The following is a 19,136-nucleotide window of genomic DNA, read 5'->3' as shown; positions in this document are numbered from 1 at the left end:
GAAAGATGCCACTATACAAAAATACGGGAATCGTAAAGCCTGAAGCAAATTTTTTTTACTTGTGATCATACAGATAGCTTTATTATTAATAATTAATCGATTTTTTTTGAGAAAACTTTAGTTTAATTTAAAAGTTTTTTAAATTAGGATTGTATAATTATATAAAACTTGTAATAAGTTATAGTAAATTATATTTAATTATAGGAGAAAAAAGTTATATTTAGATAATACTCTGAACTTTATCATGAAATCCGCTTGCTTATTCGCATTTAACATATTATGCAGAAAAATAAAAAGCTTGTTTTAACTTATTTTAACTGTTTGTAATAATAGGGCGTTGATAAGGACTCGCTCAAAAATATTTGACAATCTGTGTTACAGGGGAACTAAAAATGGGTGATCAAAAAAAATTGCTAATTATAGATGATGATGCAGAGATCCTTGCGGCGCTCGATAATTATTTAAGAAAAAAAAATTATAATGTCGCTATTGCCGCAAATGGTCTCGATGGGCTGAAAATACTCGAGTCCGAACCTGATGGATTCGATCTTATCATTACCGACCTTGTTATGCCAAGTATAAGTGGAGTTGCCATTATCTCGATAGCGAAAAAAAAATTTCCCGACCTCCCTGTCATTGCCATTACCGGCTGGGGGGAGCATCCTGAAGCATTGGCTGCCGAGGCTGATGCTGATTTGGTTATGGAGAAACCTTTTGAGCTTTCTGTTCTTGAAAGTAAAATTATGGAAATCCTTTCAGAGAAAAATAATGTATAATTTTGAGACCCCTTTAATCGGTGTCAGCCAGGCTATCATAAAGACACGAGAACTTATTGCACATGTTGCTGATACAGGTTTAAATATCGTAATCACAGGAGAAAGCGGTGTAGGCAAAGAAGTCGTGGCTCAGAATCTTTATTATAGTTCATCCAGAAGCGGAAAGCCTTTTGTGAAAGTAAACTGTGCCGCGTTGCCGGACGGTTTGCTCGAAAGCGAACTGTTCGGGTATGAACGTGGAGCTTTTACCGGCGCAGAAAAAAAGAAGCGGGGAAAATTTGAGCTTGCTAATGGGGGCGTTTTATTCTTGGATGAAATCGGCGATATGTCTATTCTTCTTCAGGCCAAACTCCTGCATGTCCTTCAGAGTGGAGAATTTGCGCCCCTTGGATCTGAAGCTGACAAAAAAACGGATACATGGGTTCTTGCCGCCACCAATCGCAAACTTGACAGTGATATAAAAAACGGAACTTTCAGAAAAGATTTATATTACAGATTAAACACAATAAATATTCATATTCCTCCTTTGCGTAAAAGACGTGAAGATATTCCTTTTTTGATTGAATATTTTGTGGATCTATATAACGAGCAATTTAAGCTAAAACCTCTTTATAAACCTGATAGGGAGACCATCGAGCGGTTGGTTTCATACCACTGGCCGGGCAATGTCAGAGAGTTGCAAAATATTTTAAAAAGATTAATGGTGGTGGGCGATTTTGAAGCCATCCGTCAAGAATTTGAAGAAGAAGCTGAATATGCAGCCGACCAGAGCCAACAGGGTACAAATGAAAAACAGGTTGCTACAACGCTGCCACATTCTAATGAGATCAAGGAGTCGGGAGAACCGGATTTTTCAAATTTTTCTTTGAAAAAAATCAAAAAAAAAGCTTCGGATAGGGCCGAAAAGAAAGCAATTGCTTTGGTGCTATCCAAAACTCACTGGAACCGGAGCAAAGCGTCAAAAATTTTACAGATCAGTTACAAGACCTTGCTGTACAAGATTAGCGAACTGGGGATAGAACCGACTGGGGGGCTATAGGACTACAGTTCCCTCGGGTTTTCCCCATAGCCTTATGAATTAATTATCTGAAAATCTATATTCGGTACCTGATTCATTAAGATTTTCTTTTACCATAATTGAGAGCAGCCGATTGTTTTTGGTCTCTTTTTTTACAAGAATTGAAAGCAGCCGGATAAGTTCCCTGTTTTGTTCAATGATTTCATCATATTTATCTTTTATCTCGTCTTTTTTGTTAATCAGTTCCTGGTTCTGGATGTGCAACAACCTGAGCGCCTTGATCGTATAAACCGCTCCAAGAGCTATTTGAGCCTGTTTAAAATCTGCATTAATGGAACTATTGGGCAGCGGTTTCAATGATTCAAATTCAACCCCGAATTCGTCTACAAGCTCATCAATCGACTCGCAAAAGGCATGACTGCCCCAGATAAAAGATAAAAACAATACAGCAATAGATAGCCTTTTTATTTTATTCATTTTTTTCCTTTCACCGTTTTGAGCAGATGTGTAAACTTCCAGTCGCTATATTTTTCGGAATCCTCAAAATCTTTATATTCTTTTGTAAAACCGCCTGTTTTTAAAGGTTTGTCGGTACTCTTGCTGTACACTCCCTTAATACCACCACCTGAATCCAAAATTTTTTCCCATTCCCCATCTTTTGTCATGGGGTCTTGATAAATTTTTCTCAAGTGCTTTTTTATTATATGGTGCCGGTTATCCTTCAGGAGATCTTTTAAGGTGCGGGGATATTTTTGCTGCCCGCCCTTAGCGCTGTTATAGTATGATTCAATAGCTTTTTCTATTTGATCACCCCGAAAAAGAAGTTCGGCCTCTTTGTCTCTCTTTACAGCGATGCTCCAGTACCTGCTTGCGCCGGTTAATGCTATTCCTGCAATAACTACCAGAATTAATACACTGATATATGTAAAACCGGCACTTTTCACATTTAAACTTTCACCATTCATTATACGGCACACCACTCAAGCTCACTTTATCACTGCCGCTGTGTACGTCATAAATTCCCCCGCCCTCTTCTTCTGCGTCTTCAGGAGGTATGATAATCCAGGTATCGGCTGAACCGGTAAAAGGGTCTTTTGGCACGGCTCTTATATATTTTTTGTCGCAAAGCTCATTAAGATTTTCGGGATATAAACCGTGATCTGCATAAAACTGATCGATTACATCGCGAAAGATAAAGAGTGAACGCTGAAGAGAAGTTTCTTTTGCCTTTATTCGTGATCTTTCATAATTCGGCTGCGCAATAGTCGCAAGAATAGCAATGATAGCCATTACGATCACGAGTTCTATCAGGGTATATCCTTTCCGGTTCATCATGGTTGGCATTTTCACCAATCCCTGTACCATGTTTCGTCAATGGCCTGTTTATCACTTAATGAATATATATCATAAACGTCCTGTCCTCCCCAGGTTTCACTATCCGGTTCATCGAAATATGATCTCAGGCCCCAGCTCCCGTCTTCTGAAAATGGATCTTTTGGAATTCTTCTTAAAAATTTTTTTTTAAACTTTACCTGTCCTTGCAGTTCAACCCCATCTACCAGTTCCTCAAGGGTTTTGGGATAACCGCTTGAAAGAGCCTCTTTGGGGATTTCGCCTTCATCAACGAAGCGTTTATATTCATCAAGGGCGGTTCTGATTATCCTTAGATTCTGCTTCAAGTCCAGCTCTCTTGTTCTTTTATATGTTGCCCGGGTAAGCGGGATTATCCCGGCTGCCAAAATAGAAAGAATAGCCATCGTAACAATAAGCTCTATCAGGGTGATCCCGTATATACCGTAAATACCTGTTTCAGCTTTTATTCTGCCAGCATCCATTTTCCATCTACCACGTTAATATTGTTTTCAAACCCTATTTCTTCCCTTAATTTTCGATTATAACTTCTGCCTTATCATGATTAACCACTTTGTTAATATCACTCAGCAATTTTTCAAGGTGCTGTTCCTCCGGTCTATCCAGATAATTGTCATTTTGAGCAGCATAGCTTTCATGTGGTTCTCTTAATGAAAAACTTTTTTCTTTTCCGGACCACATCTCTACAATATCATGTTGCGGAACTGTCTGGTTTCTTATAATTACCGGTTTAATCACCATAATGATATCTGTTTCTATGTTATCAGAATCCAGGTTGGAAAAGAGATGCCCTATTACAGGAATATCACCTATAAACGGAACTTTTCGTATGGTTTCACGTTCTATGTCTTTAATCAGGCCGCCAAATATGACACTATCTCCGTCTTTAACGGTCAGAACACTTTGGGCTGTCCTGGTGTTGATTGAATACTGGGGATCATCTACAGTCCCGACATTAGGCCCAAGAGAGCTGACATCGAGCAGGAGGCTCATGGAAATTTCACCGTCCATATTTATAACTGGCTCGACTTCCATTTTAACGCCGACATCATGATACTGATAGTCGGAAGTCACATCGCCTGTTGATGAATCTACCCGCCGGTTGACTCGCAGGGGAATCCTTTCACCTATGAGAATTGATGCTTTTTCTGCATTTTTTACGCGCAGCTGGGGATTTGCAAGTATTTTTGTATCAGTATCCTGTTTCAAAAGATTCAATGTTGCCTGGGGTGTTGTCATGATCAGCTCTTTATTGGATAGCCTCTCAAGGTCAGCCATTGATATCCATCCGACCAGACCTGTATCGCTGCTAATTCCATCGGTTTTTTCTCCTATGCCTATGGTGAATGATTCCGAATATTCAAGGCCGAATTGTTGCTCCTTGGTTTTGCTGACTTCAAGAATTTCAACATTCATGACCACCTCTGCCGGAAGCCTGTCATTGGCTTCGATGATTTTCGATGCAATTTCTATTACTTCCTTTGAACCTCGTATCACTAAAGAATTCAACTTTTCATTTGCCGTGATATCCCTGGCTTTCAGGATTTTGGAGAAAAGTCCGATAGCCTTTTGGGCTTTTAAGTTTGCGAGGTAAAAGGTTCGAACCTTAAGATCTTGATATTCTTTGGCCTTGGCAGGTGTGTCCGGATATATAATCAAAGTTTTTTCATCAACTGCTCTTGCAGCAAGATCGTTTGTTTTCAGCAGTACTTCCAGAAAGCGGTCAAAGGAAACATCATTCATAAAAAGAGTAACCTTACTTTCCTTCATATCCTTATCAAAAATAAAATTTATTCCGGCTATTTTTGTTAAAACTTCAAATACATTGATTATCGGTGTTTGTTTAAACTTAAGAGAAACAGGGGTGTCGGATTTATATTTTAATCTGAATTTTGGCGCATCTTCAACCAGTTTCCTATAATAGCCCAGGGCTGTTACAGCCTCTTTATTTTCAGGATTGAGTCGAACGGCTTTTTGAAAGGCTTTTCTTGCCTGCAGGTACTTCCTGTCTTTAATCAGGTTTTGTCCCTCTATAAAAAATTGATCAGATTTTTTTATATTATTAGCCTTTTTAATGAGAAAATCAGCTTTCCGGTTATCAGGATTTAAGTCAACGCTTTTTTTGAATTCAAGGATGGCATCATCAACAAATTTTTTTTCCAGCAATGCTTTTCCTCGTATTATATGTATCATAGATGCCTTCCACCTTGATTTAGTCAGCATCATCCTGGCCTCAATATCATCCGGGTTTGCCTTGCAGGCCTCCTGGAATATCTCCACGCTTTTGTCCCAGTCTCCCGCAGCCGCAGTTTCCTGCCCCTGTTTTATATATTGATTGCTGCCTAAACAACCAATTATAAATAAAAGCATACCTGTTAAAAACATCAATATCGGTTTTTTATACTTGAATTTTTTTATAATCATATTAATCACAAAATGCCTTATACGGACCAGGCTTGGTTTTAAAATTAAAAATCCCCCAGATCTATGTGCATCCGATCATCTATTTCTTCAGATTTCAAACTTACATCCTGTTGCGAAATTTTTTCCACAAGAAACTTACCATCTATTTTATCTCCCTTTCTAATCACCAACACCTGTTTTCCACGTTCAAAAAAGATAGCCTTATCATCCGAAGTTTCATACGAACCGAAAATTTTAAATTGACTTATCTCATTCTTTACTCTTTTAGTCGGGTTATCTTTCTGTGATATGACCTCTTTTTTTACAGCCTCCTCCTTGAAAAAAATATTTTTATATACCTTGTCGAAATGTTCAGGAGGATTCAAAAAATAATCCAGCATCACGTCCTGTATATTGGCAGTCCGCCTGGGATCGCGTACCGAGTCGGTTTTATTTGTTTTTGTGTGTCCTTTCGGCAAGCGTGCATGAAAAACAAATTCAAATAAGGTAGTATCGGTCATTCAAATCACGTAATATTATATAAGGAGGATGACCGATGAATCTTATGCAGCCTTCAGGCGAGTACAGTCTGGATGAAGTACGGGAAAAATTTAAACAATGGCGTAACAGCCGGGATAGAGGTAAAGCCATTCCGGAAGCATTATGGGAAGCCGCTGCCTCGTTATACCCTGCCTATTCTCTGCACCGTATATCAAAAGCCTTGAGCCTCAACCATACCAAGCTAAAGCATTACGTCCAGAATATATCACCAAATCCGTCCGTGCCGACGGCATCTTTCATCGAACTTGATGTAGCCCAAGCCCCTTTGCCTTTCAAGGGCATTATCGAGATGCAACATCAGAACGGTGCCAGGATGACAATGCAAATTGCGGACAGTTCTGACTTGATCAATATAACCCAACAGTTTTGGAGTCAGCCATGATTCAGATAACTCCGCAAATGCGTATCCTGCTGGCCATAGACCCGGTGGATTTCAGAAAAGGTATCGACGGTCTAAATGCTGTTTGTCGGCAGGTGCTGCGCTCCGATCCATTTTCAGGGTATGTTTTTATTTTTCGTAATAAAAAGGCAACTGCCATAAAGATCATTATGTATGATGGCCAAGGATTCTGGATGTGTCAGAAAAGGCTGTCTAAGGGACGTTTCAACTGGTGGCCAAACAAATCCGGTGAGGCGGTCAGGCCTCTGGCCGTTCATGAACTGCAGCTTCTGATCTGGAACGGTAATCCTGTAAAGGCTCATGTTGCACCATTGTGGCGGCCAATTCCTGTAAAAAAATAAAAAAAAATATTTAATGACTTGCGTTCCAGTAAAAAATGTGATATTTGATGCCCATGTTTACGTATAGAGGCAGAGTCGTTACTGACAAAGATATTATTTTTATCAAGGAGCTTATTGCTCAAAATCCGGATGCCAGCCGCCGGGCGCTTTCCAGAAAACTGTGCATAGCCTGGAATTGGGTCCAGGCCAATGGGGCATTGCGTGATATGGTCTGTCGGGGTATGATGTTAGAACTGCACCGTGCAGGATTCATACGTCTGCCGGACAAAAAATGTAATCCCCATAATCCATTTGTAGAACGTAGAAAACCTAAAAAAATTCAGATCAATCAAACTTTACTGGAAACAAAATTAGCCAAAATACGGCCGCTTGAATTTTGCCAGGTACGCAGAAGCCCGCATGAAAAAATGTTCAACAGCCTGATCGAGTATTACCATTATCTGGGTTACTGCCATTCAGTGGGCGAACAGCTGAAATACATCGTTTATACTGATGGGCGGCCAATAGCATGTTTTGCCTGGTCTTCTGCAGCGAGGCATATAGGCTGCAGGGACAGGTTTATCGGCTGGGATGCGAAGACGCGTAAAAAAAATCTGCACCTTTTGGCGTATAATACACGATTTTTAATTCTACCATGGGTGCGCGTACCACATCTGGCCTCCCATCTTCTTGGTCACATGATAAAAATCTTGGCCCTGGATTGGCGTAAAATCTACAATCATCCCATCTGGTACCTTGAAACTTTTGTGGACAAAACCCGTTTTGCCGGTACCTGTTACAAGGCTGCGAACTGGAAGTATCTTGGAGACACCACCGGCAGGGGTAAAAATGATCAAACATTTAAACCGAACCGATCTATAAAGGCTGTTTGGGGATATCCATTAGCCAAAAATTTTCGCAGCCTTTTACGGGGGGACACACAGTGAAGACCCCGGAACGTATAGACCTGGACGTCAAGCAGTTAGATGCTCTTTTAAAGCGTGTTAAAGAACTGTTGCCACCTGAGGACTATGAACTCATCAAGGCTATGGCTGACACTATCTACCTTTTAAGTCAGTGTGTGGACAATAAAGCCGCCTCCATACGACGGCTGTTGCGCATGCTGTTTGGTGCAACTACCGAAAAAACTGGAAAAACTATAATACTCCCCAAAAACTGGACAGTTGTTTAAGGTGTAAAATGAGTATATCCTGATCAACAAAAAGGAGGCTCATTAATGGGTAAAATTCGAAAAAATTACAGTGCATCATTCAAAGCTAAAGTAGCGCTTGAAACGGTTAAAAAGGAAAAGACGATTTCTCAACTATCTAGTGAATATGGAGTTCATTCAAATCAAATAAATCAATGGCGAAAGCGTCTATTAGAAGAATTGCCCGATATATTTTCAAAAAAGCGTCAAAAAAAAGAAAAAGACGCTGAAGAATTCCAGGCGGAGCTTTACCAACAAATCGGCCAATTAAAGGTCGAATTGGACTGGCTAAAAAAAAAATCTAACCTTCTCAATTGATATAAAGCGTCAATACATTGAGCCGAATCATTCTTTGATACCGGTAATGCGCCAGTGTGATCTTTTGGGAATAAACAGATCAACCTATTACTATCAATCCTGCAAAGATGAGAGCTATAACCTGGCTCTCATGCGATTGATAGACGAAGAATATACCCGATATCCGTTCTACGGTGTTGAAAAAATGACGGCCGTATTAAAGCGACAAGGGCACACTGTTAATCCTAAACGAATAAGACGTTTGATGCGGCTTATGGGACTTGAAGCTATATATCCAAAACCAAATTTGAGCAAAGCATCAAAAGAGCATAAAATTTATCCATACTTGCTGCGAGGCGTTTCCATTGAGCAAGTTGACCAGGTGTGGTCAACGGATATTACCTATATCCGTTTGAATTCAGGTTTTATCTATCTTGTAGCAGTGATAGACTGGTTTAGTCGGTATGTCCTGAGCTACGAATTTTCAACCACATTGGATAAGGATTTTTGTATAAAAGCCTTACAGGGTGCCTTAAAAATTGCAAAACCTAAGATTTTTAACACGGATCAAGGCAGTCAGTTTACCAGTGATGCCTTTACCGGCGTTTTAAAAAAAGCCGATGTGAAGATCAGCATGGACGGCCGGGGCCGTGCTCTGGATAACATTTTCGTAGAGCGCCTTTGGCGTACCGTGAAATATGAACGTGTTTATCTTCACAATTATGAGACCGTCAGGGAGGCTATTCAAAACATTGGAGAATATTTTGGCTTTTACAATAATGAACGACTCCATCAATCTTTGGATTACCAGACCCCGGCAGAGATATATTTTAAAACTTTTCCAGGGTAATTTCAGAACCACTTTGTATAATTAATTAGAATACCATTAAGTCGTATTGATATTATAAAAAATGTTTCCTGCTGCAAACAAGATAAAAGCGTACTATCCAACACATAATCAGTTGGTAGTAGAGTTTGTTTGAATATTGCATAACGCTAATCAAATATATAGCGTATTTTTAGGATGATTTTTTGAATAGCGTTGCACTTAATTCAACATACTATATGTTTTGGAGGTAAAAAAATGAGAGGAGGAAAACGTGCAGGGGCTGGTCGAAAAAAGAAACCAGACCATTTGAAACGAGAGCTTGTGACAATTAGATTACCACAGTGGATGATTTCACAGCTCAAGAGGAATGGTCAAATTGGTTATTTAATTGAGAGTCAATTGGCGAAAAAAGATTTTTTGAATTTGCCGGATGATTACGAAATTGATAGTTAAGATCGGACAAATTAAAGGAAGTAACAGGCAAGATTTATCAGCAATGGTGATCAATGTGAGGTTGTAAAAATAATATATTTTGGTGAATGCCCTATTCAACGTGCGGCATAAGTTATAAACATATTAATATTGAATTTTAACAGTATGTTAATGAGATACAAAAAAGTTATAAACATTTTATCAATAAGTTATGAACATTTTAGAATGGTATTATTATTTATTAAATCAATTAGTTAAGTTGTTTATGAACATTTTTATGATAAACAGAAACATATTTTTTTTATTTACTATTATTTTTTTAATTTTCAGGATTATTTATAGCTCAAAAGCGCACCTTAAAAAACCTTGTTTTTTGTCTTGACAATGGGGAGTACCTTAAACAAAGGCTCACCCAAAAAAGAAGAATTCTGTTAAAGCTAAAAAAGGTCATGGCCGCAAACCTGCTAAAAATTATACCGGGGCAAAAAAAGTCAGAGTCTTCCATGATACTCTTAAACCTGGAGACAACTGCCCTGAATGTTTAAAGGGCAAGGTATATGAATTAAAGGAGCCGCAGCGAATCATACGCATCACCGGAAACGCTCCATTAAGTGGAACTGTCTATGAAATGCAGCGTTTACGCTGTAATCTCTGTGGAGCAATTTTCACCGCATCGACACCTGAAAATGTGGGTGAAGACAAATATGATGCAAAAGCCAAGGCCATGATTGCTCTTTTGAAATATGGTACCGGTATGCCATTTAACAGACTTAAAGATCTTCAGCAAAGTCTTGGCATACCATTGCCTGCATCGACACAGTTCGAGATTGTCGATCAAATGGCAATGGAACTTACTCCGATTTATCAGGAATTTATCCGTCAGGGCGCTCAGGGCGATATCATTCATAATGATGACACCACTATGAAGGTTTTGTCCCTGATGAAGGAAAACAAAGAAAATAACCCGGAACGTAAAGGTATATTTACCACGGGTATACTGTCAAAAACCGATGATCATAAAATTGCACTGTTTTTTACCGGCCGTCAGCATGCCGGAGAAAACTTGATGGATTTACTTAAGCGTCGTATTGGTCTGAGCCCACCCATTCAGATGTGTGATGCTCTGTCCAGAAATGTTCCCAAAGAATTCGAAACTCTGCTGGCAAATTGTCTTACACATGGACGAAGACAGTTTGTTGACGTACTGCAAAGCTTCCCGGAAGAGTGCAGTTATGTACTCGAAATCCTCGCAGAGGTATATAAAAATGATAAGATTACCAAAGAACAGAACATGGAAGCTGAAGAACGGCTACGGTTTCATCAGGACAACAGCGGTCCGCTGATGAAAAAGCTCAACACCTGGTTTCACAAACAAATAGACCAACATTTGGTGGAGCCCAACAGCGGGCTGGGCCAGGCTATTGGCTACATGCTCAAACATTGGGAGGCGTTGACCCTTTTTCTCAGGGAACCAGGTGTACCTTTGGACAACAATATTTGCGAACAGGCTTTGAAAAAGGTCGTTCTGCATCGCAAGAATGCTCTGTTTTATAAAACTGAGCATGGTGCCATGGTAGGTGATCTGTTCATGAGTCTGATTCATACCTGTAATTTATCCGGTACCAATCCTTTTGATTACCTGACAGCACTGCTGGAACATGCCTCTGAGTTGTCAGAATCCCCAGATAAATGGATGCCGTGGAATTATAAATCCGCACTGATTGAACCGGACAATCCTGAAGCATAAAATCACTTTTTAATATTTCCATCCTGATTGATCAGCCGGGTGCCTGCAAAAAACAGGCACCTAACCGCTGACTGCTTACCTACGCCAAATTTTTTTTTGCGCTATGCACGCTTGCCGAAAGGACACGTTTTTGTATATACTTTAGAGTTTGTAAATGTTAACTGGGAAACAGTTTTCTGACGATAGGGATTCATGAGCCTATATGAAAGGGTAAGGGCAAAAATAACGCTTAATATTATTAAAATTTTTTTTTTGCTATCCATTGAAATACATAGGGAACTTACAGAAAATAATCTACGCATCCTGCTTGCCCTTTTGTCCGTCTTCTACGTTGCGGTAACAGTTGTATAGTTCACTATGCAACTGTTACCACGCCTTGAAGACGAACAAAAATTCTGCACGATATGCGTAGATTATTTCCTTCCAGTTCCCTTATCTGAAATAGGTTGACATTGTAATGGACATATCTACCTTTTCTCAGTAGTGTCCGGTTAAGTTTTTGCATATAGCATTTGCTCTTTGATAATCAGATTATTAGACCATACGTTTTTTTCGTCAGTACGTAATTCGTTCTGGATGGTATTTCTAAGCTGACGAATCCTCTTTATTGATACAGGTTCATTAAACTGTTCATGGCAGTATATGGCCATAAGCAGGTAGGTTATTAACCCCGCAAGGATTTGAACCATCAGGCCATATCTACTGTGAGCAATCAAGTGGTACACTTTTAAATGTTTCTTCCACCATTTGAAAAAAGTTTCGATATCCCATCTAAGCTTATAAACGGTTGCAACCTGCTCGGCTGTAAGATCATAACGATCAGTTGCCACAAAATATTTGACACCGGCAATTTTATAACCAACCAGTCGAACCGGCTTTCTGGTCTGGTTTACCCCAGGAGTGCCAAGAAGAACCACAGCATCATAAAAAATATAGCTGTCGGGATCAACAGGCTGCTCTTTGATAATAGTTCTTGTTGTTTTCGCTTTGATGCGGCAAACAAAATGTTTTTTTTCATCCTGAAGAAGATCAAAATCCTTATGTGATTGATACCCCCGATCCATGATTCCTGTTTGGCCTTTTGTAAGGATAGACCTGACAAAGGGGCGTTCAGCGCCATTTCCATTTGTCAGATGAATTTTTATAGGAATCTTGCGATTGACATCAAAGCCGAAATGGCCTTTTGCTTTTTTAGCGCCTTTTCTGTAATCAGCCCAGTACATGGACAGAACTGCATCAATTAAAGATCCATCAATGGAAACGAGTTCACCGAGATCTGAATAATTTGATGGTAAAGCATTTTGTGCCTGGCTGCAAAGAGCTTGAAAAACATATTCAAGCTGTTCAAGCCCTCGAGAATTGATAATTTCGGAAAAACTGCTACGACTGATCCCTCCATCTGGAGCGACACATTCTTTGGCAAAATCGTCTTCTTTAAGGTGTTGAATAAGATCACGAGCTGATTCATGTTCTTGTAGATGGAAAAATATCAGTGCGTGAAGCTGATCTTCAAAAGTCATTTTCAATGGCCTGTGACCTCGGGATTTAAGCTGTGGCGTGTCAGGAAAAATCTTTTGCAAAGGTTTGAGAAATCGAGCATGAGATTGGGGATTAAAATTCTTTTTTGGGATATTGAATATGTCCATTTTTGTCTTAACTCCTTGTTATAATTATATTTTATAACAAAACGATAAAAAATTTTTATTTGGTTTGTCAAGTAAAAAATGAACATTTTTCTAATTTTTTTATCCCATATAACATGCAAAAACCTAACCGGACACTACTGAAACATCCTTGATATTGCTCTGAATCCAACGTGTCCGACCAAAAATAGGCGTAAAGAAATAAAAATCAATTCCTCCTTACTATTAACCGACAATGTGTTCTTTTTACGTTCTTGTTCTAATTCTTGTCTATTTTTCCGGAGTTCAGACTTGTATTTATTTCGTTCATTTTTAGTACGTTTCAGCTCAGCTTTCTGATACTTAATTATACGAGTACGATCAACTGCTTTGTCTTTCCAGGCAGTTCTACTTTTTTTAATTTTGAAACTTTACTCATAGCAATAACCATCTTTTTGGTTAAAATATTTGAATATATAGGGAATAATAATTTTTTTCAATCAGCAATTTTGAATTATTGACGGCATTTTGTTATGGTCTACGCAAATTTTACTGAAAATATTGAAGGTGCCTGAATGACATATGATAGATTGCAAGCAAAAATAATCCCTGGCAAACATTGTAGCTTTTGTGGAAACGATTCTGTTCCTTTAATAAAAACAAAATGTTGTGACCAATGGATTTGCTGTGACACTTCTTTTGCATCTATAAAAGGTGGAGATTATTGCCAATATCATCACGAGCACGAGGGTCTCTGCCATTTTCATTACAATAACAGCCATTCAGGGATATGGCAGGAGTGCAAAGAATGCCGGGATTTGGTTGGGGAAGATAATTTTAATGCTGCATTTCATGACCCCAACAATGTGCCAAGATATTAATCGCACTCATGATAGGGCCAAAAGTTGAGCAAAAAAAGTAGCCACAAAACTGAGTTTTTGGACACCCCAGATTTAACGCTTCTTGTCACCACTGCACCCATTCCTACAACGGAGCCTTTTCCTATAATGATTGCCCTCTCATTAGTGCCTTGTTTAATCACAACCCCAGTTCCTATGTACTCATAATCCTCCACAACAACTTTTCCATTGCAATGAACGCTTGGAGCGAATGTAACAAAATCTCCAATTACACAATCATGAGCTACATAAGAATAAATATTAGCATGAAAAATCTTCCGATCTTTGCATTGGATGTTACAGTAGTAAAAGGGCATAGAATTGCACCTTCTCCTATTGTATTGTCGTCATAAGTGACGTTATTAAGGGCCTGTATAGTAAAAGGTTTAATATTGGACGTAAGCATTTTGTTGGCAATACGTTCGCGAGTTTTGTAGTCTGCAATTGCGATGTTAAAATATTTATTATCGGCTTGGCAAGAAAGGAAATATGACTCGCTAACCACTTTATGCCCATTAATGACTGTTTGTTTTTCGAGATTCTCAACAACAAAGACCAATTCATGTCCTTTGCTTCCATAAGTGTCGGCAATCATTTGGCGTGCAACCGGCATGACCTCTCGTCCAAATCCTCCCGCACCGATTATTCCATAGAGTTCTGTTCTGTAAATCATCGTGTAGCTCCTTTTGCTTTTGTCAAGTCTTTTTTTAAGAAATCGCATGAAGGCTAATCGCGGTGCCCGGCGACGCAGCCGCCTGGTTAGGGCAGGGCTTTCCCGAACCGGATAAAGAGAGTAAGTAAGTCAACTTATCTCTTTTTCAACCAAGCTGATGATAAACCCAACGAGTTGTTCTGCCTTTGAGATCCATGGCAAAACCTGTGGTTCTTGAAACCTTACAAAATCGATGTAGTCACCCTCTTGACGTCTCTCAAAAAGATCATTGTAGATCCGTGCCAAATCCTTCGGGATCTTACCCGTCCTCACATACTGCCTATTAAAAAGACTACGCACGCCCGTATGCTTGGATGATGACAGGCAGTGACGTACAAGAAGAGCCGATACCGCATAGAAGCAGGCATAATAGAGCCGGTTCACACAAGCATTCCACCGCCTTGCATTGGCAAGAATACGAGCATCTTCCAGAGTCTCTTGTGCTCGGGCCATACGGTACAACACCAGATCCTTGCTCCATTCCGTCATAGTCTGATTCCTTCCTGCTGCACTCTTTGGTGAAATGGTATAGCCTGATAGAGGTTACTATTCCATTCTTCACGAGTCCGCACAATCGATGAGATGACTTCTCCATATTCCCATTCTATTTCATAGAGCCTGTGCCGAATTCGATCTGTACGTTCATCGTTAATAGGGCCATCAACCAGGATGAGTAAGTCCCAGTCTGATTCCGAGAGAGCATCCCCACGGGAGCGTGAACCGTAAAGGATTATTTCTGCCTCAAGTTCCACCTCATGAATAGCCTGCCTTATTTGCTCAATTAATTCATCTCGTTTCATATGATCACCTCATATTCTCTGGAGCCCTAATCGCGGTGCTGACCGGTCGCCGTGGGCTTTTCAAGCAAGCTATGCTTGCTTGAAAAGCCCACGGCGACCGGTCAAGTACCTTGTTCCGGCGCAAGCGCCGGGGCAAGGAGCTGGACGAAGTCAGCACCGCGATTCCAGGCGGCGTAGCCGCCTGGAACGTTGCAAATAACCGGTGCAACTGGAGCGCAGCGGAATTTGCATCCGAGTTAATTTGCCTTGTTAGCCCATTTACACAAAATCCGGATACAGCTTTTTCATACATTCCGGACAAATAGAATGTGAAAATTGGGCTTCTGTTTTTTCGCTTATATAACTCTCTATTTGCACCCAGTTATCTTGCTTTTTCGGGTCAGTTCCTTCCAGTCTTATTTTTTTACAATTAGAACATATTGGTAGAATACCTTCCAGTTTTTTAATATGAGAAAGAGCGTTTTCCAGCTCATCGATTTTCCTCTTGAGCAGCTTTTCATTATTATCGAGAGAAACAATCATAGAGTTAAATGCTTCAGAGAAATCACCCATAAAGTCGACCCGCTGGCTAAAATCACCCTTTGCTACTTGGTTTGCCTGCCAAGTGAGATGAAGCAAGCGGGAATGCAATTCCTTGAAAGGTGATCCGAAAAAATTCTTTGGCGAAATTTTTATCTCGGCTAATTCCCCTTTCGATAACGGAATGATGAAATCATGTACCTCCTGCATAAAAGTAATAAGTTGATTCAGCGTTTTTGCAAGATTTTGTTCACGTTCATCAGTAATGTTTTCAGTGTCAATTTTTTCAGGGATTTTGCCTTGCAAAAGAATTGCAAGTTTTGCGGTAATTTTTTCCATCATTCAGTATCCTTTTGCAGTCTTACATCAAATCGGCAAAGCCTGTCACCACTTGCCCAACAGTCTATCTCTTTTGCATAGAAAGGTTTTCCTGTATAGGCCTCCATAATGCCGGCAATAAAACTGGGGTGTCCAAAAACTCAGTTTTGTGGCTACTTTTTTTGCTCAACTTTTGGCCCTATCATGAGTGCGATTAATATCTTGGCACATTGTTGGGGTCATGAAATGCAGCATTAAAATTATCTTCCCCAACCAAATCCCGGCATTCTTTGCACTCCTGCCATATCCTTGAATGGCTGTTATTGTAATGAAAATGGCAGAGACCCTCGTGCTCGTGATGATATTGGCAATAATCTCCACCTTTTATAGATGCAAAAGAAGTGTCACAGCAAATCCATTGGTCACAACATTTTGTTTTTATTAAAGGAACAGAATCGTTTCCACAAAAGCTACAATGTTTGCCAGGGATTATTTTTACTTGCAATCTATCATATGTCATTCAGGCACCTTCAATATTTTCAGTAAAATTTGCGTAGACCATAACAAAATGCCGTCAATAATTCAAAATTGCTGATTGAAAAAAATTATTATTCCCTATATATTCAAATATTTTAACCAAAAAGATGGTTATTGCTATGAGTAAAGTTTCAAAATTAAAAAAAGTAGAACTGCCTGGAAAGACAAAGCAGTTGATCGTACTCGTATAATTAAGTATGGGGTGTCCAAAAACTCAGTTTTGTGGCTACTTTTTTTGCTCAACTTTTGGCCCTATCATGAGTGCGATTAATATCTTGGCACATTGTTGGGGTCATGAAATGCAGCATTAAAATTATCTTCCCCAACCAAATCCCGGCATTCTTTGCACTCCTGCCATATCCCTGAATGGCTGTTATTGTAATGAAAATGGCAGAGACCCTCGTGCTCGTGATGATATTGGCAATAATCTCCACCTTTTATAGATGCAAAAGAAGTGTCACAGCAAATCCATTGGTCACAACATTTTGTTTTTATTAAAGGAACAGAATCGTTTCCACAAAAGCTACAATGTTTGCCAGGGATTATTTTTGCTTGCAATCTATCATATGTCATTCAGGCACCTTCAATATTTTCAGTAAAATTTGCGTAGACCATAACAAAATGCCGTCAATAATTCAAAATTGCTGATTGAAAAAAATTATTATTCCCTATATATTCAAATATTTTAACCAAAAAGATGGTTATTGCTATGAGTAAAGTTTCAAAATTAAAAAAAGTAGAACTGCCTGGAAAGACAAAGCAGTTGATCGTACTCGTATAATTAAGTATCAGAAAGCTGAGCTGAAACGTACTAAAAATGAACGAAATAAATACAAGTCTGAACTCCGGAAAAATAGACAAGAATTAGAACAAGAACGTAAAAAGAACACATTGTCGGTTAATAGTAAGGAGGAATTGATTTTTATTTCTTTACGCCTATTTTTGGTCGGACACGTTGGATTCAGAGCAATATCAAGAATGTTTGGCATTTTACAAGCATACCTTGGGATAACCAAAATACCGTGCCCTCAAACGATCATTAACTGGGTCACCAGATATTCACTATCAAAAATCTGGAACTATAAAGGGCTTTCTTCTGTTTCTTTTGATATGGATAAGATTGTAAATGGTGCTATTTGGATGATAGATACCTCAATAGCATTGGGAGCTGGTAAAATTCTTGCTATTTTGGAGCTTAGAACTGATCATTTTAAAAATCATGAAGGTGCTCCAACTCTTGAAAACATCAATTGTGTAGCAATTTCAGTGGCGAAATCATGGACTGGAGAATCCATTGCAAATTTTTTACAAAAGGTGATTCTCATCACCGGAAAACCTGCTGCATATTTGAAAGACGGAGGAATGGACCTCATGAAAGGTGTCAGACTCCTAAATGAAAGAGGATTTTCAAGTTTCTCCATTGATGATATTTCTCATGTTGTTGCCAATCTATTAAAAAAAGAATATACAAAACATCCTTCGTATGACTGTTTTATCTCTGCTTGCGGACAAGCCTCAAAAAAATTTAAGCAAACAGTACTTGCATTTTTTGCACCCCCAAAGGTTTCGACAAAAGCTCGATTCATGAATATTCATCGAATGGTGAAATGGGCTGAAATGGTTCTTAAGCACTCACCACGGGGGCGAGTTTCAAAGGACTCTGTAGTTTCAAAACTTAGGAATTATCTTGGTAAACTTCCTGAATATAAACAGTTTATCAAGCGATTTCTTCGTGATGCATCTCCTCTTTTAAAAAGCCAGGAAATTCTTAAAGCTCAAGGCTTGAATATGAAAACCTACAAAGAGTGCAAAGAACTTTTAAAAAATATCCCTCAAAGCTCTCAAGTACGTATCGGTTTTATTACCTGGATGGAAAAACAATTAATAGTCGCTGAATCATTGGGCATGGGCAATACTGGAATGCCTATTTGTTCTGATAATATTGAATCCCTGTTTGGACTTGGTAAAACACATGGTACAGGAGAAGTAAAAGATGCAAACCGAATTGCACTTCGTTTACCGGCTTTTTGCGGATCTGTGAATAGAGAATCCGTTCGGATGGCAATGGGCGTTACAGTAAAGGAACAACAGGAAGTTGAAAATAAGTTGTTGTCTTTAACTCGGCAGCGCCGAAAAATTTTACCAACCCCCGGAAGCCTTACAGATAGTTTGTCAACTGAGTTTGACTGTGGTTTAACTCTTCTACCGGTGCCAAAAAATGATGAAAAATCAAAAGATGTAACTGATATTACAGCAAATTTTGAACAATTAGGTGGGCCCGTAAATAAGTTTACAAAACAACCTTACGCGCTCAATAATGCCGAATATAATAACCGTGCCGCAGCTTAATAAGCATTTGTTTAAC

At 39.2% G+C, this 19,136-nt stretch carries 25 protein-coding genes and 1 pseudogene; 12 read left to right on the top strand and 14 right to left on the bottom strand.

Annotation, left to right across the window (positions count from 1 at the left end; genetic code table 11):
• Positions 1 to 392: 392 nt before the first annotated feature.
• Positions 393 to 776: a response regulator gene (locus BuS5_RS19675; RefSeq protein WP_027353985.1), complete on the top strand. Its 384-nt coding sequence runs from the start codon at positions 393 to 395 to the stop codon at positions 774 to 776.
• Positions 769 to 1,815 (top strand): sigma-54 interaction domain-containing protein, encoded by a 1,047-nt coding sequence (locus BuS5_RS19670; protein WP_035265440.1) that lies wholly within the window; start codon positions 769 to 771, stop codon positions 1,813 to 1,815. The genes BuS5_RS19675 and BuS5_RS19670 overlap by 8 nt, the downstream gene beginning before the upstream one ends.
• A gap of 39 nt (positions 1,816 to 1,854) precedes the next feature.
• Here the strand turns inward: BuS5_RS19670 and BuS5_RS19665 are convergent, their stop codons facing one another.
• From BuS5_RS19665 to BuS5_RS19640, 6 genes are read right to left on the bottom strand one after another with little or no spacing between them, the layout of a single operon-like run.
• Positions 1,855 to 2,271, bottom strand: coding sequence for a hypothetical protein (locus BuS5_RS19665; RefSeq protein WP_027353987.1), 417 nt, complete (start codon positions 2,269 to 2,271; stop codon positions 1,855 to 1,857).
• On the bottom strand, positions 2,268 to 2,759 hold the full coding sequence (locus tag BuS5_RS19660; protein ID WP_035265442.1) for a type II secretion system protein: 492 nt from the start codon (positions 2,757 to 2,759) through the stop codon (positions 2,268 to 2,270). The genes BuS5_RS19665 and BuS5_RS19660 overlap by 4 nt, the downstream gene beginning before the upstream one ends.
• The gene (locus BuS5_RS19655; RefSeq protein ID WP_027353988.1) at positions 2,749 to 3,138 is read right to left on the bottom strand and encodes a type II secretion system protein; all 390 of its coding nucleotides are present in this window, start codon (positions 3,136 to 3,138) and stop codon (positions 2,749 to 2,751) included. The genes BuS5_RS19660 and BuS5_RS19655 overlap by 11 nt, the downstream gene beginning before the upstream one ends.
• Positions 3,139 to 3,140: 2 nt before the next feature.
• Positions 3,141 to 3,629, bottom strand: a complete 489-nt coding sequence (locus tag BuS5_RS19650) for a type II secretion system protein (RefSeq protein WP_051374785.1) — start codon at positions 3,627 to 3,629, stop codon at positions 3,141 to 3,143.
• Between the two features lie 46 nt (positions 3,630 to 3,675).
• Entirely contained in the window at positions 3,676 to 5,589 is a 1,914-nt protein-coding gene (locus BuS5_RS19645) for a tetratricopeptide repeat protein (protein WP_027353990.1), read from the bottom strand.
• Between the two features lie 44 nt (positions 5,590 to 5,633).
• Complete coding sequence (locus BuS5_RS19640; protein WP_027353991.1) at positions 5,634 to 6,089, bottom strand: hypothetical protein; 456 nt, start codon at positions 6,087 to 6,089, stop codon at positions 5,634 to 5,636.
• A 35-nt stretch (positions 6,090 to 6,124) separates the two neighbouring features.
• Here BuS5_RS19640 and BuS5_RS19635 point away from each other — a divergent pair, with 35 nt between their 5' ends.
• The 8 genes and pseudogenes from BuS5_RS19635 to BuS5_RS19600 all read left to right on the top strand — a co-directional run bounded on the left by BuS5_RS19635 (position 6,125) and on the right by BuS5_RS19600 (position 11,715).
• Positions 6,125 to 6,511 carry a hypothetical protein gene (locus BuS5_RS19635; protein ID WP_274427635.1) on the top strand — a complete coding sequence of 129 codons (387 nt, stop codon included), beginning with the start codon at positions 6,125 to 6,127 and terminating at the stop codon, positions 6,509 to 6,511.
• Positions 6,508 to 6,870: an IS66 family insertion sequence element accessory protein TnpB gene (tnpB, locus tag BuS5_RS19630; RefSeq protein WP_274427634.1), complete on the top strand. Its 363-nt coding sequence runs from the start codon at positions 6,508 to 6,510 to the stop codon at positions 6,868 to 6,870. Before BuS5_RS19635 ends, tnpB begins: the two co-directional genes overlap by 4 nt.
• Before the next feature lie 53 nt (positions 6,871 to 6,923).
• A complete protein-coding gene (locus BuS5_RS19625; RefSeq protein ID WP_274427862.1) occupies positions 6,924 to 7,796 on the top strand; it encodes a DUF4338 domain-containing protein in 873 nt (290 codons plus the stop codon).
• Positions 7,793 to 8,041 (top strand): hypothetical protein, encoded by a 249-nt coding sequence (locus tag BuS5_RS19620; RefSeq protein ID WP_274427915.1) that lies wholly within the window; start codon positions 7,793 to 7,795, stop codon positions 8,039 to 8,041. Before BuS5_RS19625 ends, BuS5_RS19620 begins: the two co-directional genes overlap by 4 nt.
• A 45-nt stretch (positions 8,042 to 8,086) precedes the next feature.
• A protein-coding gene (locus BuS5_RS19615) for an IS3 family transposase (RefSeq protein ID WP_198028380.1) occupies positions 8,087 to 9,206 on the top strand; the annotation gives its coding sequence in 2 pieces (ribosomal slippage) (positions 8,087 to 8,361 and positions 8,360 to 9,206; 1,122 coding nt in all).
• A gap of 234 nt (positions 9,207 to 9,440) precedes the next feature.
• Positions 9,441 to 9,638 carry a hypothetical protein gene (locus BuS5_RS19610; RefSeq protein ID WP_274427654.1) on the top strand — a complete coding sequence of 66 codons (198 nt, stop codon included), beginning with the start codon at positions 9,441 to 9,443 and terminating at the stop codon, positions 9,636 to 9,638.
• Positions 9,639 to 10,065: 427 nt separating this feature from the next.
• Positions 10,066 to 11,364, top strand: a pseudogene (gene tnpC / locus BuS5_RS19605) (IS66 family transposase); the annotation flags it as partial.
• 192 nt (positions 11,365 to 11,556) lie between these two features.
• Positions 11,557 to 11,715: a hypothetical protein gene (locus BuS5_RS19600; RefSeq protein ID WP_274427914.1), complete on the top strand. Its 159-nt coding sequence runs from the start codon at positions 11,557 to 11,559 to the stop codon at positions 11,713 to 11,715.
• Between the two features lie 140 nt (positions 11,716 to 11,855).
• Here BuS5_RS19600 and BuS5_RS19595 read toward each other — a convergent pair whose 3' ends face one another.
• The gene (locus BuS5_RS19595) at positions 11,856 to 13,010 is read right to left on the bottom strand and encodes an IS4 family transposase (protein ID WP_036019371.1); all 1,155 of its coding nucleotides are present in this window, start codon (positions 13,008 to 13,010) and stop codon (positions 11,856 to 11,858) included.
• Between the two features lie 551 nt (positions 13,011 to 13,561).
• Between BuS5_RS19595 and BuS5_RS19590 the strand changes: the two genes are divergently transcribed.
• The gene (locus BuS5_RS19590; RefSeq protein ID WP_274427721.1) at positions 13,562 to 13,867 is read left to right on the top strand and encodes a hypothetical protein; all 306 of its coding nucleotides are present in this window, start codon (positions 13,562 to 13,564) and stop codon (positions 13,865 to 13,867) included.
• Positions 13,868 to 14,129: 262 nt separating this feature from the next.
• Here the strand turns inward: BuS5_RS19590 and BuS5_RS19585 are convergent, their stop codons facing one another.
• The 7 genes from BuS5_RS19585 to BuS5_RS19555 all read right to left on the bottom strand — a co-directional run bounded on the left by BuS5_RS19585 (position 14,130) and on the right by BuS5_RS19555 (position 17,344).
• Positions 14,130 to 14,558 carry a PglD-related sugar-binding protein gene (locus tag BuS5_RS19585; protein WP_051375260.1) on the bottom strand — a complete coding sequence of 143 codons (429 nt, stop codon included), beginning with the start codon at positions 14,556 to 14,558 and terminating at the stop codon, positions 14,130 to 14,132.
• Positions 14,559 to 14,687: 129 nt separating this feature from the next.
• Positions 14,688 to 15,086, bottom strand: a complete 399-nt coding sequence (locus tag BuS5_RS19580) for a HEPN domain-containing protein (protein ID WP_027355168.1) — start codon at positions 15,084 to 15,086, stop codon at positions 14,688 to 14,690.
• Positions 15,083 to 15,397 (bottom strand): nucleotidyltransferase domain-containing protein, encoded by a 315-nt coding sequence (locus tag BuS5_RS19575; protein ID WP_027355169.1) that lies wholly within the window; start codon positions 15,395 to 15,397, stop codon positions 15,083 to 15,085. Before BuS5_RS19575 ends, BuS5_RS19580 begins: the two co-directional genes overlap by 4 nt.
• Before the next feature lie 258 nt (positions 15,398 to 15,655).
• Positions 15,656 to 16,258, bottom strand: a complete 603-nt coding sequence (locus tag BuS5_RS19570; RefSeq protein WP_274427806.1) for a hypothetical protein — start codon at positions 16,256 to 16,258, stop codon at positions 15,656 to 15,658.
• Positions 16,255 to 16,365 (bottom strand): hypothetical protein, encoded by a 111-nt coding sequence (locus tag BuS5_RS19565; RefSeq protein ID WP_274428176.1) that lies wholly within the window; start codon positions 16,363 to 16,365, stop codon positions 16,255 to 16,257. The genes BuS5_RS19570 and BuS5_RS19565 overlap by 4 nt, the downstream gene beginning before the upstream one ends.
• A gap of 83 nt (positions 16,366 to 16,448) precedes the next feature.
• The gene (locus BuS5_RS19560; protein ID WP_274427913.1) at positions 16,449 to 16,754 is read right to left on the bottom strand and encodes a hypothetical protein; all 306 of its coding nucleotides are present in this window, start codon (positions 16,752 to 16,754) and stop codon (positions 16,449 to 16,451) included.
• A 284-nt stretch (positions 16,755 to 17,038) separates the two neighbouring features.
• Positions 17,039 to 17,344 carry a hypothetical protein gene (locus tag BuS5_RS19555; protein ID WP_274427721.1) on the bottom strand — a complete coding sequence of 102 codons (306 nt, stop codon included), beginning with the start codon at positions 17,342 to 17,344 and terminating at the stop codon, positions 17,039 to 17,041.
• 405 nt (positions 17,345 to 17,749) lie between these two features.
• Between BuS5_RS19555 and BuS5_RS19550 the strand changes: the two genes are divergently transcribed.
• Positions 17,750 to 19,120, top strand: coding sequence for a hypothetical protein (locus BuS5_RS19550; protein WP_274427912.1), 1,371 nt, complete (start codon positions 17,750 to 17,752; stop codon positions 19,118 to 19,120).
• Positions 19,121 to 19,136: the final 16 nt, after the last annotated feature.

This window comes from Desulfosarcina sp. BuS5, from assembly GCF_028752835.1.
Lineage (GTDB): Bacteria > Desulfobacterota > Desulfobacteria > Desulfobacterales > BuS5 > BuS5.
Note: the sequence above shows the minus strand (reverse complement) of the source record. Positions and strands in the feature narration are given on the sequence as shown.

Coding starts and splice junctions, on each gene's coding strand:
- BuS5_RS19640 (WP_027353991.1), bottom strand. CDS start 6,089: ATGACCGATACTACCTTATTTGAATTTGTTTTTCATGCACGCTTGCCG.
- BuS5_RS19635 (WP_274427635.1), top strand. CDS start 6,125: ATGAATCTTATGCAGCCTTCAGGCGAGTACAGTCTGGATGAAGTACGG.
- BuS5_RS19575 (WP_027355169.1), bottom strand. CDS start 15,397: ATGAAACGAGATGAATTAATTGAGCAAATAAGGCAGGCTATTCATGAG.
- BuS5_RS19595 (WP_036019371.1), bottom strand. CDS start 13,010: ATGGACATATTCAATATCCCAAAAAAGAATTTTAATCCCCAATCTCAT.
- BuS5_RS19570 (WP_274427806.1), bottom strand. CDS start 16,258: ATGATGGAAAAAATTACCGCAAAACTTGCAATTCTTTTGCAAGGCAAA.
- BuS5_RS19655 (WP_027353988.1), bottom strand. CDS start 3,138: ATGCCAACCATGATGAACCGGAAAGGATATACCCTGATAGAACTCGTG.
- BuS5_RS19585 (WP_051375260.1), bottom strand. CDS start 14,558: ATGATTTACAGAACAGAACTCTATGGAATAATCGGTGCGGGAGGATTT.
- BuS5_RS19670 (WP_035265440.1), top strand. CDS start 769: ATGTATAATTTTGAGACCCCTTTAATCGGTGTCAGCCAGGCTATCATA.
- BuS5_RS19580 (WP_027355168.1), bottom strand. CDS start 15,086: ATGACGGAATGGAGCAAGGATCTGGTGTTGTACCGTATGGCCCGAGCA.
- BuS5_RS19650 (WP_051374785.1), bottom strand. CDS start 3,629: ATGGATGCTGGCAGAATAAAAGCTGAAACAGGTATTTACGGTATATAC.
- BuS5_RS19665 (WP_027353987.1), bottom strand. CDS start 2,271: ATGAATAAAATAAAAAGGCTATCTATTGCTGTATTGTTTTTATCTTTT.
- BuS5_RS19550 (WP_274427912.1), top strand. CDS start 17,750: ATGTTTGGCATTTTACAAGCATACCTTGGGATAACCAAAATACCGTGC.
- BuS5_RS19675 (WP_027353985.1), top strand. CDS start 393: ATGGGTGATCAAAAAAAATTGCTAATTATAGATGATGATGCAGAGATC.
- BuS5_RS19590 (WP_274427721.1), top strand. CDS start 13,562: ATGACATATGATAGATTGCAAGCAAAAATAATCCCTGGCAAACATTGT.
- BuS5_RS19645 (WP_027353990.1), bottom strand. CDS start 5,589: ATGATTATAAAAAAATTCAAGTATAAAAAACCGATATTGATGTTTTTA.
- BuS5_RS19625 (WP_274427862.1), top strand. CDS start 6,924: ATGTTTACGTATAGAGGCAGAGTCGTTACTGACAAAGATATTATTTTT.
- tnpB (WP_274427634.1), top strand. CDS start 6,508: ATGATTCAGATAACTCCGCAAATGCGTATCCTGCTGGCCATAGACCCG.
- BuS5_RS19600 (WP_274427914.1), top strand. CDS start 11,557: ATGAGCCTATATGAAAGGGTAAGGGCAAAAATAACGCTTAATATTATT.
- BuS5_RS19555 (WP_274427721.1), bottom strand. CDS start 17,344: ATGACATATGATAGATTGCAAGCAAAAATAATCCCTGGCAAACATTGT.
- BuS5_RS19560 (WP_274427913.1), bottom strand. CDS start 16,754: ATGACATATGATAGATTGCAAGTAAAAATAATCCCTGGCAAACATTGT.
- BuS5_RS19610 (WP_274427654.1), top strand. CDS start 9,441: ATGAGAGGAGGAAAACGTGCAGGGGCTGGTCGAAAAAAGAAACCAGAC.
- BuS5_RS19660 (WP_035265442.1), bottom strand. CDS start 2,759: ATGAATGGTGAAAGTTTAAATGTGAAAAGTGCCGGTTTTACATATATC.